The organism is Streptomyces sp. NPDC038135 (genome assembly GCF_055601245.1).
This window is the reverse complement of sequence record NZ_JBVJXS010000002.1, coordinates 437,095-453,838: the sequence shown is the minus strand read 5'-3', so window position 1 is coordinate 453,838 and position 16,744 is coordinate 437,095. Positions and strand designations below refer to the sequence as shown.

Sequence of the window (16,744 nt, the reverse complement as noted above, 5' to 3'; positions counted from 1 at the left end):
TGCGAGGGCGCCCGGGAACCGGTCGCGCCGGGCCGGACTCAGCCGTTGAAGGCGGTGTTGTACTGACCGCAGGTGGTGTCCAGGGTGCCGGCGATGCCGAGCACGCCGACCGGGATGCTGTTCTCGGCCACCGTCTGCGGGCTGCACTCCTGGTAGGGGCGGTAGGAGTCGGACACCTTCGGCCCGTTGTCGGAGGTGACGGCGGCCGCCGTGCCGACGCCGACGGCGGACAGTCCACCGGCCGCCACTGCTGCGATCACGACCTGCTGAAACTTGCGCATGGAACCCTCGGTCCTTTACCTGAACAACGAAACTGATTGCCTAGCGTGACGGGCCAGACACTAGCAGTAGCGATATGGCACATTCCACATCGCCGGTCCGGCCGGGGGCCGGACAACCCCGCAGAGGTCACCGCGGGGACGCCAATTGACCGCACACGGCGTCGTGTTGCCGAACTCCGGTGCGGTGGGCGGAAGTTCGTCAGAGGAAAGCCGGCTCCGCGACCCGCAGGCGACCGTGCGCGGGCACGGAGAGGATCAGGTCGCGCAGCGCCTCCACGTACAGCCGTACGTTCTTGTACGCGACCTCGGTGTCCGGGTACCGGCAGGCGAACCACAGGCCCTCGTGCAGCCGGTTGACCCAGGCGCACACCTGGTCGCCGTACGACACCCGGATCAGCCCGAACGCGTTCTGCTCGGCCCAGCGGGCCGATCCGGGCGTGGGGCGGGCGTCCACGTACGAGATGATCGAGTACATGTCGGGCGAGGTCGGGCGGAAGCCCGTGCCCAGCAGCCGCAGTACGCGGGCCAGCGGAATGCGCGCCAGCGACCGGTTGGCCCTCAGCTCGGCACGGACCGTGGCGAGCGCGCCCTCGAGGTCCCGCGCGGCGGGCACCTCGATCGGGGCGCCGCCGACGTACCAGCCGACCGAGTCCGACCACGCGGACTTCAGCCGGGTGTGGAACGGCACGACCGTGCGGTAGACCGGCTGCCCGCCCAGCTCGTGGACGATCAGGCTGGTCGCGGCCAGGACGCCCACCAGGCTGCCGCCGTAGGGCCTGCAGTACGCCTCGAACGCGGCGGCCGCGTCCGCGTCGACGAGGGGCTCGCACACCAGCTTCTGGGTGGGCAGCGGGTCACCGGGCCGCAGCCCGAGGTCGACGGGGAACTCCGGAAGCCGTCCGTCGCACCGGCCGATGAACTCCCGCCACCGGTCGACGATCGCGTGGGTGTCGTCGATCCCGTCCGCGCTCGTCCGCTCCTGCTCGCAGAAGTCGACGTAGCTGCCGGGAGGCGTGCCGGCCGCAGGTCGCCCCGTGACGTCCGCGGTGTACAACTCGCGGATCTCGTCGGGGATGCGCTGGAGCGAGTAGGCGTCGACGTTGGTGTGGTCGAAGGCCATGTACACACTGGTGGCGTCCTTGCGGACGACCGCGGCGTAGATGAGGTTCGGCCAGCCGAGCGCGTCCGCCGCCACGTCGAATCGGTCCTGCAGGTACCGGATCAGGGCGTTGGCGTCGGCGAAGTCGCCCACCACCTCGCGGTGCAGGGACACGTCGTCCTCGTCGAGGGTGAACCGTTGCATCTCGTCGTCGGCCAGCCGGAAGCCGCTGCGCAGCGTCTCGTGGCGCAACGTCCAGGCGCGCAGCGCCCGTTCCAGCGCGTCGAGGTCGGCCGGCCCCGGCAGGTCGAACGCGGTGCCCAGCCAGGTGGGTACGAACAGTCCGTCCTCCCGCACCGAACGGGCCGTCCGGATGTGCGACTCCTGGATGTACGCCGGCGGCCGCGGGTCCGGCGGCAGCACCGCCGCGGCCTCGACGGTCGCAGGGCTGAACGTCCACTCGACGAGTCGTCCGGGCCGGACCTCGCAGCGCTGGATGTCAGAAATTCGCACGGTGGCGTCTCCTTCGCAGAAGACACCAGCTTGATGAAGGGGGAGCCGCGCGCGAGCGGCGGCCGCCGTGTCGCCGCCATTTCAGCGGGACGTGTGACGCGTCGAACGGCGAAGCGATCATGCGGAGTTAACGCTCCGCCGTGCCTGACCTGTGGGTTCCCGGCGGCTCGGGTGTTCCGCCGGGTCGCGGGCCGCGGCCGGTGCGGGTTCACAGGAGGCTCAGCGTGATCGCGGCGCCGAGACCGCCCAGGCCGAGGGCGAACGCGGCCGCCTTCCAGCCGCCCCCTCCCCAGGCGAAGAAGCGGTCGGCCGCCAGCCGGCCGGGACCGATGGCGGCCACGGCCAGCGCGACGACCGCGATGCAGACGCTGTACTCGACACCTCCGTCCGCCTCCCACAGACCGTGGGCACCGGTGACCGTGGCCATCGCGTTGATCATGACCCCGATCAGGGCGGCGGCGGCCAGCGGCGTCAGCAGTCCGAGAGCCAGGCCCAGTCCGCCGAGGAACTCGGACAGACCTCCGATCACGGCGTAGAGCCGTCCCGGTCGGTAGCCGAGCCCCGCGAAGCCCTTGCCGGTCGCGGTGAGGCCCGGGCCCCCGAAGAGCCCGAAGAGTTTCTGGGCCCCGTGGGCGGCCATCAGCAGGCCGAAGGCCAGTCTGATGAGCAGCAGGCCGGCGTCGGCGGCGGTGACGGGACGCGCCACCGATTCCCCGGAACGGGCGGGGCGGTTCAGGATGCGCTTGGTCAACATGGCAGTGCTCCGGTCGGAACGCCGGAACGGGCGTCTTCCCCCAGCTCGGGCGGACGCCGAGCAACCGGTGGCGGGCCGGGCCCCGCAGGGACGGCGGAGCACCTGCTCCACACACGATCCTTGCGCCGGGAACGGCATCGGGCATCCGGACGCCGTGATCCGGACGACTTGCCCCGCGGCGCGAGGCGACACTTCGCCGGTGTGCGGGCGATATACGCCAGGACTAGGCTTTTTCCCGACAGGGTCAGTGTCGGCCCCGCCTGGTCACCGACCCCCCGCCGTACCGCCGCAGCCCCATCCTCCGCGGCCCGATCCACCTGCGGGTCGCACGGGAAGCGGGCTGACCGGGCGCGGGTTCGAGCCCGGCCCGCCCGGCCGGGGTCAGGTTCGCCGGACCGCGTCCGTGACGCCTCCGGGGCACGCGAGCGTCGCGATGTCCCACTCGGCGCGTCCGGCCCCGGCCCGGTAGGCGCTCTCGTAGAAGGCGAGGACGGCGGCACGGGGATCGGGCTCGGCGCGGGCCGCGTCGTAGGGCAGCACGGCCAGGTGGCTCTCGCCGCGCGTGACCCACCGCGCGGACGCGGGGCTGAGCGGCTCCCCGGCCAGGCCGGCGGGCTCGGGGGCGGTGTAGGAGTAGAAGGCGGGCTCGGTGAAGGTGTCGTCGCCGAACCAGAAGCCGAAGCTGATCACTTCCCTGGAGTACGCCTCCCGGGTGACCGGGTCGGCCTGCCGGGGCTGGTCGGTCCGCCGCCCGGAGAACCGGCTGTGGGCGATGTCGAAGGTGTGCCAGAAGTGGTGCACCGGGCTGCTCTTTCCCGAGTAGCCCGCCGCGAACTCCTCCAGCACGGACGCCACCTGGCTCAGGATCCGCCAGTAGCGGTTGGCGGCCTGCGGATCATAGGTCGCGTGCTCGGTGTCCTCGGCGAACGGCCGGCCCGCGTCGGGCAGGTCGAAGGGCCTGGGAAGGGCGATGTCCGCCCGGACGCCCAGCGCGGCCAGAGCGGCCAGGGTCGCGTCGTGGAAGGACGCGACGGACTGGCCCGTGAGCGGGAAGGACCGCTCCTCGCCGTCCAGCGTCGCGACGACGAGCCGGTGGTCGACGAAGTCGAAGTCGATCGTGAAGATCGGATTCCCGTCGACCTGGCCCATCGGGCGCGTGGTGATGCCCCGTCCCGTGAGATGGAACGGGACGTTCCACCAGTGGTTCCGCCTGGCGCTCGACGCCAGGCGGATCTTGCCGACGATCTGCTCGAAGCGGTGCAGGGTCTCTTTGGTGTCCCGCCACTCCGCCAACGGCATCGGTGGGAATAGCTCCGTCACGGTCCCATGATGACCTCGTGGACGGCGTCCGGCATCCGCGCCGGAGCCGGAGCCCACGAGGTCCGGTCGGCTACTTGTTGACCACGGTCAGAGGCAGGAGCTTCTTGCCGGTCGGGCCGATCTGGATGCTCGTGTCCATCTGCGGGCAGACGCCGCAGTCGAAGCAGGGAGTCCAGCGGCAGTCCTCGACCTCGGTCTCGTCGAGGGCGTCCTGCCAGTCCTCCCAGAGCCAGTCCTTGTTCAGGCCGGAGTCGAGGTGGTCCCAGGGGAGGACCTCCTCGTAGGTGCGCTCGCGGGTGGTGTACCAGTCGACGTCCACGCCGAAGGGGGCGAGCGCCTTGTCCGCGCACGCCATCCAGCGGTCGTAGGAGAAGTGCTCGCGCCAGCCGTCGAAGCGGCCGCCGTCCTCGTAGACCGCGCGGATGACGGCGCCGATGCGGCGGTCGCCGCGGGAGAGCAGGCCCTCGACGATGCCCGGCTTGCCGTCGTGGTAGCGGAAGCCGATCGAGCGGCCGTACTTCTTGTCGCCGCGGATCTTGTCGCGGAGCTTCTCCAGGCGGGCGTCGGTCTCCTCGGCGGAGAGCTGCGGCGCCCACTGGAAGGGGGTGTGGGGCTTGGGGACGAAGCCGCCGATCGAGACCGTGCAGCGGATGTCGTTCGACCGGGAGACCTCGCGGCCCTTCTGGATCACGTGCGTCGCCATGTCGGCGATCTGCAGGACGTCGTCGTCGGTCTCCGTCGGCAGGCCGCACATGAAGTACAGCTTCACCTGGCGCCAGCCGTTGCCGTAGGCCGTGGAGACGGTCCGGATCAGGTCCTCTTCCGAGACCATCTTGTTGATGACCTTGCGGATGCGCTCCGAGCCGCCCTCGGGGGCGAAGGTGAGGCCGGAGCGGCGGCCGTTGCGGGTCAGTTCGTTCGCCAGGTCGATGTTGAAGGCGTCGACACGGGTGGAGGGCAGCGACAGGCCGATCTTGTCGTCCTCGTACCGGTCGGCCAGGCCCTGGGCGATGTCGCCGATCTCCGAGTGGTCCGCCGAGGACAGCGAGAGGAGGCCGACCTCCTCGAAGCCCGTGGCCTTGAGGCCCTTGTCGACCATGTCGCCGATGCCGGTGATCGAACGCTCGCGCACCGGGCGGGTGATCATGCCGGCCTGGCAGAAGCGGCAGCCGCGGGTGCAGCCGCGGAAGATCTCGACCGACATCCGCTCGTGCACCGTCTCGGCGAGCGGGACCAGGGGCTGCTTGGGGTAGGGCCACTCGTCCAGGTCCATGACCGTGTGCTTGGAGACACGCCACGGGACGCCGGACCGGTTGGGGACCACACGCCCGATCCGGCCGTCGGGGAGGTACTCCACGTCGTAGAACGCGGGGATGTAGACGCCGCCCGTCTTCGCCAGGCGGAGCAGGACCTCCTCGCGGCCGCCGGGGCGGCCCTGCGCCTTCCACTCGCGGATGATGCGGGTCATGTCGAGGACGGCCTGCTCGCCGTCGCCGATGACCGCCGCGTCGATGAAGTCGGCGATCGGCTCCGGGTTGAAGGCCGCGTGGCCGCCGGCCAGCACGATGGGATCGTCGATCGTGCGCTCGCGGGATTCCAGCGGGATGCCCGCCAGGTCCAGGGCGGTGAGCATGTTCGTGTAGCCCAGCTCCGTGGAGAAGCTGAGGCCGAACACGTCGAACGACTTCACCGGGCGGTGGGTGTCCACGGTGAACTGCGGGACGCCGTGCTCCCGCATCAGCGCCTCGAGGTCCGGCCACACGCTGTAGGTGCGCTCGGCGAGGACGCCCTCCTGCTCGTTGAGTACCTCGTAGAGGATCATGACGCCCTGGTTGGGCAGTCCGACCTCGTAGGCGTCCGGGTACATGAGCGCCCAGCGGACGTCGCACTCGTCCCAGTCCTTGACGGTGGAGTTGAGCTCACCGCCGACGTACTGGATCGGCTTCTGCACGTGGGGGAGCAGAGCTTCGAGCTGCGGAAAAACCGACTCGACAGGCATCTCGCGAACCTTCATGAGCTGACAGGGGTGACCATTCAGCCTAACCCGCTCCGGGGGCTGCCCCGTACGCTCAGACGGACGCCTCCGATTCGATCTTCGCCCACAGGCCGGGCAGCTCGGCCTCCGCCGCTGCCGCCCGCCGCTCCTCCCGGCCGTACAGCAGGCCGTAGGTGAAGGTGCTCTCCCCCGCCGCGTGGGCGACCGCGGCGAACTCACGCAGGGTGTGGCGGGCCATGACGCTGTCCTGGTGGTCGCCCAGCAGGGAGGTGAGGGACTTCATCGACTTGGCCAGGGCGGTGGCCGGGGAGCCCAGGGCGGGGATGGCGGCCTCGGCGGCGTAGCGGGTGCGCTTGGCCTTCTTGCGGGCCTCGTGCAGGGCGACGTCGCGTTCCTGGCCGGGCGGCAGGTCGAGCGCGTGGGTGATCAGGCGGGCGACCTTGGCGAGGTCCTTGCGCACGGCCTTGGCGAGCACCTTGGCGGGCTTCCGGGCGGCTTTGCCGCGCAGGGGCGGGTCGGCGAGAAGGGCGTCGAGGGTGTCGAGCAGCGCCTGGTGGCGGGCGGAGTCGAGGATGGCGAGGAGGTGGCCGCGGGTGCTGCCGTGCCGGGCCTCGGCCCAGGCGGCGACGCGCTGGGGCACGGGGCCGAGGACCAGTTCGCCCGGGAGTTCGTCCAGGGCGTTGGTGAGGCGCTCGGCCAGCACTTCCTGGTCGCGGTCGGCGCCCAGCTCGCGGGCCAGCCACTTCAGCTCGGCGGCGACGGGGGTGGTGACGGCGGGATCGAGGACCGTGCGGAAGGTGCGGAAGGTGCTGCGCATGCGGCGGGTCGCCACGCGCATCTTGTGCACCGAGTCCGGGATGTCCCTGCGTACGGCCGGGTCGCGGTCGAGGATCTCGTCGCGTTGCTCGCGCAGGTAGGCGAGGACGTGGTCGCCGGCGGTCACGGGGGGTGCGGGCTTGGCGGAGCGGGTCCGGGTGCCGCCGGTCCGCTCCAGCGCACGGGCCAGCTTGGACGGTGAGGTGGACGGCCGTACGCCCGCCTTGCGCAGGCGTTTGTCGACCTTGTCGAGGAGGGCCGGGTCGGCGCCTTCGGCCAGTTCCACCTCGATCTCGGTCCACCGGGTGGTGCCGCCGGCCCGGTTGAGCCGTTCGGCGGTGACCGTGTCCACGCTGGCCTCGGCCAGCAGCGCGCCGTCCGCGTCGACCAGGTGCCGTACGTCCCGGGCGGAGCGGAGCCGGACGACGGGGACCAGTTCGGCGCCCCGGACCCGGGAGCGGACCAGGGCGGCGAGTTCCTCGGGCACGGTGTCGGACAGGGGCGCCCTGATCTCGTCGCGGACGCCGGGGGCGACCGGGAACTTCAGGTGCCAGCCGGCGTCCGAGCCGCCGGTGCGGCGGCGCAGGGTCAGGGCGGCGGCGGCCAGGCGTTCGTCGGCGGTGTCGTAGTAGGTGGCGTCCAGCTCGACCAGGCCCTCGTCGAGGACGTCCGCCACCTTGCCGGCACCCGTCAGGTCGGGCAGCCCGTTCTCTTCGGCTTCGTACTTGCGCTCGATCTCGCGTTTCGTATCCGCCATGAACAGAATCTAGCCGCGATACGCCTGCTCAGTCCCCTTTCGTGCGGTTCGGTTATGCGGACATCGGACGTTGCACCTTGATGGACTGCAGGAGGCCGACTGCGATCCACACCGCGAACATCGACGTGCCGCCGTAGGACACGAAGGGCAGGGGCAGGCCGGTGACGGGCATGATGCCGAGCGTCATGCCGATGTTCTCGAAGGCCTGGAAGGCGAACCAGGCGATGATGCCGGCGGCGACGATCGTGCCGTACAGCTCGGTGGAGTCGCGGGCGATGCGGCAGGCGCGCCACAGGACGACGCCGAGGAGGAGGATTATCAGGCCGGCGCCGACGAAGCCGAGCTCCTCCCCGGCGACCGTGAAGACGAAGTCCGTCTGCTGCTCGGGGACGAACTGGCCGGTGGTCTGCGAGCCGTGGAAGAGGCCGGCGCCGGTGAGGCCGCCGGAGCCGATGGCGATGCGGGCCTGGTTGGTGTTGTAGCCGACGCCGGCCGGGTCGAGGTCGGGGTTGGCGAAGGCGGCGAAGCGGGCGATCTGGTACTCGTCCAGGATGTGCAGCTGCCAGACGGCGATGGCGCCGACGGTGCCGGCGGTGATCAGGCCGAAGACCCAGCGGTTGGAGGCGCCGGAGGCGAGCAGCACGCCGAGGATGATGACCACCATGACCATGACCGATCCGAGGTCGGGCATCAGCAGCACGATGAGGATGGGTACGGCGGCCAGGCCCAGGGACTGCAGGACCGTGCGGTGGTCGGGGTACTTCTTGTCGCCGGCGTCGACCCGGGCCGCGAGCAGCATGGCCATGCCCAGGATGATCGTGATCTTCACGAACTCCGAGGGCTGCAACGAGAAGCCGCCGCCGAGCACGATCCAGGAGTGGGCGCCGTTGACGGTGGAGCCGAGCGGGGTCAGCACGGCCAGGATGCCGAAGACGGACAGGCCGTAGAGGATCGGCACGGCGTTGCGCAGGGCGCGGTGGCCGAGCCAGAGCGTGCCGATCATCAGGGCGAGCCCGATGCCGGTGTTCATCAGGTGCCGGAGCAGGAAGTAGTACGGGTCGCCCTGGTTGATCTCGGTGCGGTTGCGGGTGGCCGAGTAGACCAGCAGGGAGCCGATGCCGGAGAGGGCGAGTGCCGACAGCAGCATCGGCCAGTCGAGCCGGCGGGCCAGTGAGTCGCGGGCGAAGAGCCGGGTCCAGCCGGCCCGCTCGGGTCCGTAGCCGGAGACGGAGAAGCTGTTCGGGCTGGTCATGTGAGCGTCCTCCGGCTCCCCCGCCTGCGGTGGCGCCTTCGGGTGTCGCGGTTGCCCGTGGTGGGCGAGGGCGAGGTGGCCGGGGTCTGGCCGCCGTCGTCGTTGCTGGGGTTGTCCTGCTGGGAGGCCTCGACGTCCTTGGCCGGATCGCCGGTGATCTTCGGGGAGGCGATGGTGCCGTCGGCGCGGACCTTGGGCAGGCTCTTCTGCGGTTCGGGCAGCAGGGCCCTGTTCTTGTCGATGGAGCCGTCGCCGCCGACGCCGTACATCGCGCTGTAGATGTTGCGCACGGCCTCACCGGAGGCTCCGGAACCCGTACCGGCCTGGGCGATCGTCATGATCACCGTGTAGTCCTTGGAGTAGGTGGCGAGCCAGGAGGTGGTCTGCTTGCCGTAGACCTCGGCGGTGCCGGTCTTGGCGTGCAGCGGGATCTTGTCCTGGGGCCAGCCGCCGAACTTCCAGGCGGCGGTACCGCGCGTGATGACGCCGGCGAAGGCGTCGTTCATGCCCGCGAGGGTGGCCTTGGAGACCGGCAGCCGGCCGTTCTTCCTCGGCTTGATCTCCGTGACCTTCTTGCCGTCCGCGCTGACGATCGCCTTGCCGATGGTGGGCTGGTACATGGTGCCGCCGTTGGCGACGGCGCCGTAGATCGCGGCCTCCTGGATGGGGGTGACCAGGGTGTCGCCCTGTCCGATGGAGTAGTTGATCGAGTCGCCCTCGCGCATCTTGTTGCCCTCGAGGCAGTTCTCGTACGCGATCTTCTCGACGTAGGTGCCGTCCTTCTTGCCGGACTTGCACCAGGCGTCCTTGTTGGCCTTCCAGTAGTCCAGCTTCCACTGGCGGTCCGGGACGCGGCCGGTGACCTCGTTGGGCAGGTCGACGCCGGTCTCCTTGCCGAGGCCGAACTGGTGGGCGGCCTTGTAGAAGTAGTCCTTCGGCTTGCCCTTCTTGGGGTTGATGCCGCCGTCGCGCTTCCACTCCCTGTCGGCGAGACCGTAGAAGACGGTGTCGCAGGAGACCTCCAGGGCCCGGCCGAGGGAGATGGGGCCGAAGTTCTCGCCCTCGAAGTTCTTGAAGACCTGGCTGCCGACGGAGTAGGAGCTGGTGCAGGGGTAGCGGCCGTCGAAGGGGTAGCCGGCCTCGACCGCGGCGGCCGTGGAGACCACCTTGAAGGTCGAGCCGGGCGCGGCCTGGCCCTGGATGGCCCGGTTGAGCAGGGGGTAGTCCGAGTCCTTGCCGGTGAGGGCCTTGTAGTCCTTGGCGGAGATGCCGCCGACCCAGACGTTCGGGTCGTAGGTCGGGGCGGAGGCCATGGCGACTATCCGGCCGGTTTTGGCCTCCATGACCACGACGGCGCCGGAGTCCGCCTTGTAGTTCTCGCCGGTGATCTTGTCGTACTGCTGGCGGGCGACCTTCATCGCCTTGTCCAGCTCGTACTCGGCGACGCGCTGCACCCGGGAGTCGATGCTGGTGACCAGGTTGGAGCCGGACTCGGCCGCGTCGGACTGGGCCTTGCCGATGACCCGGCCGAGGTTGTCCACCTCGTAGCGGGTGACGCCGGCCTTGCCGCGCAGCACCTTGTCGTACTGGCGCTCGAGGCCGGAGCGGCCGACCATGTCGGAGCGCAGGTAGGGCGAGTCGGTGTCCTTGGCCTTCTGGATCTCCTCGTCGGTGACCGGCGAGAGGTAGCCGAGGACCTGGGAGGTGTTGGACTTGCCCGGGCCCGGGTAGCGGCGCACGGCCTCCGGCTCGGCGGTGATGCCGGGGAAGTCCTCGGCGCGCTCGCGGATCTGCAGGGCCTGCTTGGCGGTGGCCTCGTCGGTGATCGGGATGGGCTGGTAGGGCGAGCCGTTCCAGCAGGGCTGCGGGGTCTCGGCGTCGCACAGCCGGACCTTGCGCATGACGTCGGCGGGCTTCATGCCGAGGACGCCGGCCAGCTTGGTGAGGACGGCCTTGCCGTCGTCCGCCTGCTTGAGCAGGTCGGTGCGGGAGGCGGAGACGACCAGGCGGGTCTCGTTGTCGGCGAGTGGCACGCCGCGGGCGTCGAGGATGTCTCCGCGCACGGCGGGATCGACGACCTGCTGGACGTGGTTGCCGGAGGCCTCCTTCTGGTACGCGGCGCCCTCGCGGATCTGCAGGTACCACAGGCGGCCGCCCAGGGTGCCGAGAAGGGAGAGCACGAGGATCTGGATGACGACGAGGCGGATCTGGACCCGTGGGGTCCGTCCGGTCTCGGGAATGTTGGTCACTGCGGCTGTCTCCCCCTCTCAGTGCGCTGACGTGTGTGCGCGGACGAATGATGAACGATCGGCCTGTGCGCCGCCGTTCCGCCGCGATTGCCCCGTTCGGGTGAACTCTGGTGCGTTCACAGCCGCTTGACCCCCTTGATACGGCCGACCCTGGTGGAGCGGGTGCGGGCCTTGGCCTTCAGGGTGCCGAGGCGGCGCCGGTTGCCGACGCTCAGTCCGGTGCCGGAGGAGAGCCAGCCGGAGGAGATGTCCCCGGCCTTGGCTGCGGGGCTGGTCTCGGCGAGCGGGTCGTTGTCGGAGCGGCGCGCCAGCCACATGATCCCGGGGACCACGAAGGGGGCCAGCAGCAGGTCGTACAGGGCGGCCGAGAACAGCAGTCCGGGCAGGCCGACATGGCGGGCGGCGGTGTCGCCGACCAGGGCGCCGACGCCCGCGTACAGCAGGGTGGAGCCGACGGCGGCGGCGACCACGACGGCCATCGGGCCGGTGGCGGACTTCAGCCGGCCGTTCTCCGGCTTGATGAGCCCGGCGAAGTAGCCGATGACGCACAGCACCAGGGCGTAGCGGCCGGCCGCGTGGTCGGCGGGCGGGGCGAGGTCGGCGAGCAGTCCGGCGCCGAAGCCGACGAGGGCGCCGCCGACGTGGCCGTAGACCATGGCGAGGCCGAGGACGGTGAGCAGCAGCAGGTCGGGGACGGCGCCGGGCAGGTGCAGGCGGGCGAGGACGCTCACCTGGATCACCAGGGCGACGACGACCAGCGCGATCGAGAGCAGGATCCGGTTGAGGCGCATGGGGATTCCGCTCCTACTGCTGCTCGTTGGTGTCGGACGCGCCGGCCGAGGCCGACGGACTGACCGTGACGGTCACGGTCGGCGTCGGGGTCGGCTTGGGCTTGGCCGGCAGGACCTCGTCGCGCGGGTCCCGCTTCGGGCCCTGGACGACCACGCCGACGACGTCCAGCTTGGTGAAGCCGACGTACGGCGTGACGTAGAGGGTGCGGGTGAGGCCGCTGCCGGAGGGGTCGATCCGGGAGACCACGCCGACCGGGACGCCGGGCACGAAGGGCTTGTCCGCCTGCGAGCCGAAGGTGACGAGCCGGTCGCCCTTCTTCACCTCGGCCTTGCCGTTGAGGAGTTCCACCCGCAGCGGGCGGTCGCCCTGACCGGAGGCGAAACCGAGTTCGTCGCTGTTCTCCATGCGGGTGCCGACGGTGAAGTCGGGATCGTTGGCGAGCAGGACGGTGGAGGTGTCCGGGCCGACGGTGGTGACGCGGCCGACGAGTCCGTCGCCGTTCAGCACGGTCATGTCCCGCTCGATGCCGTCGTTGGCGCCCGCGTCGATGGTGATGGTCCAGGAGAAGCCCTGCGCCGACCCTATGGCGATGACCTGGGCGCCCTTGATGCCGTACTGGCCCTCGCCGGCGATCTTCAGCATCCTGTCGAGCTGGTTCAGGCGGCTGCGGTTGCGGTCGTCGCTGCCGAGCTTCGCCTTGAGGGCCGCGTTCTCCTTCTCCAGCGTGGCGAGCCGGTCGTGGCGGGTGCCGGAGTCACGGACGGCGGAGACGGCGTCGCCGACCGGGTTCACCGCCGAGGACAGCCCGTTCTCGATCGGGCCGAACGCCGCCGCGGCGGCCTGCCGGGCTCCGTCGACGGGGGAGTTCCGGCCCCCTCGGATGTCCACCGTGATCAGCGCGAACGCGATGGCGACCAGCAGGACCAGGAGCAGCCGGCTCTCTTTCGTGTCCCTCACGTGCGGCGGCCGTGCCCTTCCTCGAGTGGAATTGGGGGACCCCCGGTGGTGCGCCGATGGTGGAGCGCCGAGCCTGGGGGTCTGTATGCGGGAGCTTGTGCCTATGTCAACGACCCGCCGTACGAGAGGGATCGTCTCGTACGGCGGAGTCCCGGAGCCGCCCGTTCGGCGGATCCGGGGAGCCCGCTCATCGGCGGGGCTGGGCGTCCAGTACCTGCTGCAGCGCCTCGAACTCCTCGACGCACTTGCCGGAGCCGAGCGCCACGCTGTCCAGCGGGTCCTCGGCGATGTGGATCGGCATTCCGGTCTCGCGCCGCAGCCGCTCGTCCAGACCGCGCAGCAGGGCGCCGCCGCCGGTCAGCACGATTCCCCGGTCCATGATGTCGCCGGACAGCTCCGGCGGGCACTTGTCGAGGGTGGTCTTGACGGCGTCGACGATGGCGTTGACCGGTTCCTCGATGGCCTTGCGGACCTCGGCGGCGGAGATGACCACGGTCTTCGGCAGCCCGGAGACCAGGTCGCGGCCGCGCACCTCGGTGTGCTCGTCGGCGTCGAGTTCGTACGCGGAACCGATCGTGATCTTGATCTGCTCGGCCGTGCGCTCGCCCAGCAGCAGGCTGTACTCCTTCTTGATGTACTGGATGATCGCGTTGTCCAGTTCGTCGCCCGCGACCCGGATGGACTGGGCGGTGACGATGCCGCCGAGCGAGATGACCGCGACCTCCGTGGTGCCGCCGCCGATGTCCACGACCATGTTGCCGGTGGCCTCGTGGACCGGCAGGCCGGAGCCGATGGCGGCCGCCATGGGCTCCTCGATGATGTGCACCTGGCGGGCGCCGGCCTGGGAGGACGCCTCGATGACGGCGCGGCGCTCGACGCCCGTGATGCCCGAGGGCACGCAGACCACGACGCGCGGGCGGGCGAGGTAACGCCGCTTGTGGATCTTGAGGATGAAGTAGCGCAGCATGCGCTCGGTGATCTCGAAGTCGGCGATCACGCCGTCCTTCAGCGGACGTACGGCGACGATGTTGCCCGGCGTGCGGCCGATCATCTTCTTCGCCTCGGCGCCGACCGCGAGGATGCCGCCGGTGTTGGTGTTGATGGCGACGACGGACGGCTCGTTGAGCACGATGCCGCGACCCCTGACGTACACCAGCGTGTTGGCGGTCCCGAGGTCGACAGCCATGTCACGGCCGATGAACGACATTGAGTTCCCCATCCGGATTCATCTGGCCTTCCTGGGCTTTTGAGGGCATATCAGGTCGGCGAGGCGGGTGCTGTGACGTGAAGGCTTCCATCGTAAACGCGCCTGCACGAACACTGCGCGAGGGTCTCCGCCATTGTCATCAGATGGCGGGCCGCCCCGCTTCTGGAGACGGCCCATCGGGGGCACACGTTCCCCCGATCGGCAACGCATATGCCGAAGGACGGCCGAAAAGGTACGGCCGTCCCTGGTCAGGGCTCCGAGCAGACCTGACGGCCCATCAGAAAAATTCGCGGAAATTCCGCCAGGTGGGGGCTCAGGCGCGGCCCGGGAAGAAGATCTTCACCTCGCGTTCGGCGGACTCCTCCGAGTCCGACGCGTGGATCAGGTTCTCCCGGACGATCACGCCGTAGTCGCCCCGGATGGAGCCGGGCGCGGCGGCGATCGGGTCGGTCGGGCCGGCCAGCGCGCGCAGCCCCTCGATGACCCGCTCGCCCTCGACGATCAGCGCCACGACCGGGCCGGAGGCCATGAACTCCACCAGCGGCTCGTAGAAGGGCTTGCCCTTGTGCTCGCCGTAGTGCTGCTCCAGCGTGTCCTGGTCCAGGGTGCGCAGCTCCAGCGCGGTGATCTGCCAGCCGGCCTTGCGCTCGATACGGCTGATGATCTCGCCGGTCAGGCCGCGACGGACGGCGTCGGGCTTGAGGAGGACGAGGGTGCGCTGGCTCACGAAGGGCTCCTTACGACTGACATGTGCGGTGGCTCGAGGTTACAGGGCGTGTCCGCGCCGCCGTCACGCAGCGTCAGGTGTAGAGGGGCCGGACTCGGCCGGCTCCCCCTGGGCCGCGAACCTGGCCTTCGCCTCGTCGACCTTCCGCCCGTAGTGGACCGAGGCCCACCACAGGGCCGCGAACACCGCGCCCATGAAGTACATGGTCGGGACGAAGACGCCGGAGGCGATCAGGGCGAGCTGGAGCGCCCAGCCGAGGGCGACGCCGCCCGGCCGGGTCACCACGCCGCACAGCAGCACGCACAGGACCATGGCGATGCCGCTGACCAGCCATACCGTGGACGTGGACAGGTCCGGGTCCTTCATGGCCACGAGGGCGGCGAACCCGATGACGAAGAACTCGCCGATCAGGGTCGATGAACAGAGCGTACGCACGACGGACTCCTCAGCCCTTTCCCAGGAGCAGGCGGGCCTCGCCCACCGTGATGACCGAGCCGGTGACCAGCACCCCGCCGCCCGCGAACTCGCCCTCCTCCTCGGCCAGCGTGATCGCGGCCTCCAGGGCCTCCGGCAGCCGCGGCTCGACCTGGACGCGGTCCTCGCCGAACACCTCGACGGCGATCGCGGCCAGCTCGTCCGCGTCCATGGCGCGGTGGCTGGAGTTCTGGGTGACGACGACCTCGGCGAAGATCGGCTCGAAGGCCTCCAGCAGGCCGCGGACGTTCTTGTCGCCGCTCGCCCCGACCACGCCGATCAGCCTGCTGAAGTCGAAGGCCTCCCGCACGGCCTCGGCGGCGGCCTCGGCGCCCGGCGGGTTGTGGGCGGCGTCCAGGACGACGGTGGGAGAGCGCCGTACGATCTCCAGGCGCCCCGGCGAGGAGACGGCCGCGAAGGCCCTGCGCACCGCGTCGATGTCCAGCCGCTCCGCGCGCTGCGCGCCGACCCCGAAGAACGCCTCCACGGCGGCGAGCGCGACGGCCGCGTTGTGCGCCTGGTGGGCGCCGTGCAGCGGGAGGTAGACCTCCTCGTACTCACCGCCCAGGCCGCGCAGGGTGAGGAGCTGGCCGCCGACGGCGATCTGCCGGGCGGTCACGCCGAACTCCAGGCCCTCGCGGGCCACGGTGGCGTCGACCTCGACGGCCTTCTTCAGCAGCACCTGCGCCGCGTCCACCGGCTGCTGCGCCAGGATCACGGTCGCGCCCTGCTTGATGACGCCGCCCTTCTCCCCCGCGATCTCCCCCGGCGTGTTCCCGAGCCGGTCGGTGTGGTCGAGCCCGATGGGGGTGATCACGGCGACGTCGCCGTCGATCACGTTGGTGGCGTCCCAGGAGCCGCCCATGCCCACTTCCACCACGGCCACGTCGACCGGGGCGTCGGCGAAGGCCGCGTAGGCCATTCCGGTGAGCACCTCGAAGAAGGACAGCCGGTACTCCTGCGAGGCGTCGACCATCTCGATGTACGGCTTGATGTCCCGGTACGTCTCGATGAACCGCTCGGCGGCGATCGGCGCGCCGTCCAGGCTGATCCGCTCGGTGATCGACTGCACGTGCGGGCTCGTGTAGCGCCCGGTGCGCAGCTCGAAGGCGCCGAGCAGGGCCTCGATCATGCGGGCCGTGGAGGTCTTGCCGTTGGTCCCGGTGATGTGGATCGAGGGGTACGAGCGCTGGGGCTCGCCGAGGACGTCCATCAGGGCGGCGATCCGGCTGACGGACGGCTCCAGCTTGGTCTCGCCCCAGCGGGTGGCCAGCTCCGTCTCGACCCCGCGCAGGGCCCTGTCGACCTCGGGGTCCTCCGGCCGGGCCGGTACGTCGGCCTCGGGCGGGCCGCCCTGGGTGCGCAGGGTGCGGCTGCCGGCCTCGATCACGGCGAGGTCGGGGTCGCGGGTGGTCTCGGCCTCGATGATCTCGTCGAAGCCGTCGAGGGGGTCGGGGGTGTCGCTGGTGCCGGGGTGGTCGCTCACGCTGCCAGTCTACGGAGGCGCGGTGACATGGGTGGGCGAAGGCCCCCGGAGCCGTGGAGCACCG

At 70.6% G+C, this 16,744-nt stretch carries 14 protein-coding genes; all 14 read right to left on the bottom strand.

Annotated elements, in window-relative coordinates:
• Positions 1 to 38: 38 nt before the first annotated feature.
• The 14 genes from ACZ7JA_RS06350 to folC all read right to left on the bottom strand — a co-directional run bounded on the left by ACZ7JA_RS06350 (position 39) and on the right by folC (position 16,680).
• Positions 39 to 281: a hypothetical protein gene (locus ACZ7JA_RS06350; RefSeq protein WP_351659346.1), complete on the bottom strand. Its 243-nt coding sequence runs from the start codon at positions 279 to 281 to the stop codon at positions 39 to 41.
• Between the two features lie 199 nt (positions 282 to 480).
• Positions 481 to 1,893 carry a condensation domain-containing protein gene (locus ACZ7JA_RS06345; protein ID WP_470807460.1) on the bottom strand — a complete coding sequence of 471 codons (1,413 nt, stop codon included), beginning with the start codon at positions 1,891 to 1,893 and terminating at the stop codon, positions 481 to 483.
• Between the two features lie 208 nt (positions 1,894 to 2,101).
• The gene (locus ACZ7JA_RS06340) at positions 2,102 to 2,647 is read right to left on the bottom strand and encodes a DoxX family protein (RefSeq protein WP_351659340.1); all 546 of its coding nucleotides are present in this window, start codon (positions 2,645 to 2,647) and stop codon (positions 2,102 to 2,104) included.
• Positions 2,648 to 3,028: 381 nt separating this feature from the next.
• Complete coding sequence (locus ACZ7JA_RS06335) at positions 3,029 to 3,946, bottom strand: DUF5996 family protein (protein ID WP_351660164.1); 918 nt, start codon at positions 3,944 to 3,946, stop codon at positions 3,029 to 3,031.
• A 91-nt stretch (positions 3,947 to 4,037) separates the two neighbouring features.
• Positions 4,038 to 5,966 carry a TIGR03960 family B12-binding radical SAM protein gene (locus tag ACZ7JA_RS06330; protein ID WP_470807458.1) on the bottom strand — a complete coding sequence of 643 codons (1,929 nt, stop codon included), beginning with the start codon at positions 5,964 to 5,966 and terminating at the stop codon, positions 4,038 to 4,040.
• A 70-nt stretch (positions 5,967 to 6,036) separates the two neighbouring features.
• Positions 6,037 to 7,536, bottom strand: coding sequence for a CYTH and CHAD domain-containing protein (locus ACZ7JA_RS06325; protein ID WP_389446729.1), 1,500 nt, complete (start codon positions 7,534 to 7,536; stop codon positions 6,037 to 6,039).
• Between the two features lie 52 nt (positions 7,537 to 7,588).
• The gene (gene rodA, locus ACZ7JA_RS06320) at positions 7,589 to 8,788 is read right to left on the bottom strand and encodes a rod shape-determining protein RodA (RefSeq protein ID WP_351659333.1); all 1,200 of its coding nucleotides are present in this window, start codon (positions 8,786 to 8,788) and stop codon (positions 7,589 to 7,591) included.
• Entirely contained in the window at positions 8,785 to 11,037 is a 2,253-nt protein-coding gene (gene mrdA / locus ACZ7JA_RS06315; RefSeq protein ID WP_470807456.1) for a penicillin-binding protein 2, read from the bottom strand. The genes rodA and mrdA overlap by 4 nt, the downstream gene beginning before the upstream one ends.
• A 116-nt stretch (positions 11,038 to 11,153) precedes the next feature.
• Positions 11,154 to 11,828, bottom strand: a complete 675-nt coding sequence (gene mreD, locus ACZ7JA_RS06310) for a rod shape-determining protein MreD (RefSeq protein ID WP_351659327.1) — start codon at positions 11,826 to 11,828, stop codon at positions 11,154 to 11,156.
• A gap of 13 nt (positions 11,829 to 11,841) precedes the next feature.
• The gene (mreC, locus tag ACZ7JA_RS06305; RefSeq protein ID WP_351659324.1) at positions 11,842 to 12,786 is read right to left on the bottom strand and encodes a rod shape-determining protein MreC; all 945 of its coding nucleotides are present in this window, start codon (positions 12,784 to 12,786) and stop codon (positions 11,842 to 11,844) included.
• Positions 12,787 to 12,973: 187 nt separating this feature from the next.
• The gene (locus ACZ7JA_RS06300; protein ID WP_116151120.1) at positions 12,974 to 13,993 is read right to left on the bottom strand and encodes a rod shape-determining protein; all 1,020 of its coding nucleotides are present in this window, start codon (positions 13,991 to 13,993) and stop codon (positions 12,974 to 12,976) included.
• 313 nt (positions 13,994 to 14,306) lie between these two features.
• On the bottom strand, positions 14,307 to 14,720 hold the full coding sequence (ndk, locus tag ACZ7JA_RS06295) for a nucleoside-diphosphate kinase (RefSeq protein WP_104780585.1): 414 nt from the start codon (positions 14,718 to 14,720) through the stop codon (positions 14,307 to 14,309).
• A 63-nt stretch (positions 14,721 to 14,783) separates the two neighbouring features.
• Positions 14,784 to 15,155 carry a DUF4233 domain-containing protein gene (locus tag ACZ7JA_RS06290; protein ID WP_351659320.1) on the bottom strand — a complete coding sequence of 124 codons (372 nt, stop codon included), beginning with the start codon at positions 15,153 to 15,155 and terminating at the stop codon, positions 14,784 to 14,786.
• 10 nt (positions 15,156 to 15,165) lie between these two features.
• Positions 15,166 to 16,680, bottom strand: coding sequence for a bifunctional tetrahydrofolate synthase/dihydrofolate synthase (gene folC / locus ACZ7JA_RS06285; RefSeq protein ID WP_470807455.1), 1,515 nt, complete (start codon positions 16,678 to 16,680; stop codon positions 15,166 to 15,168).
• Between the last annotated feature and the right edge of the window lie 64 nt (positions 16,681 to 16,744).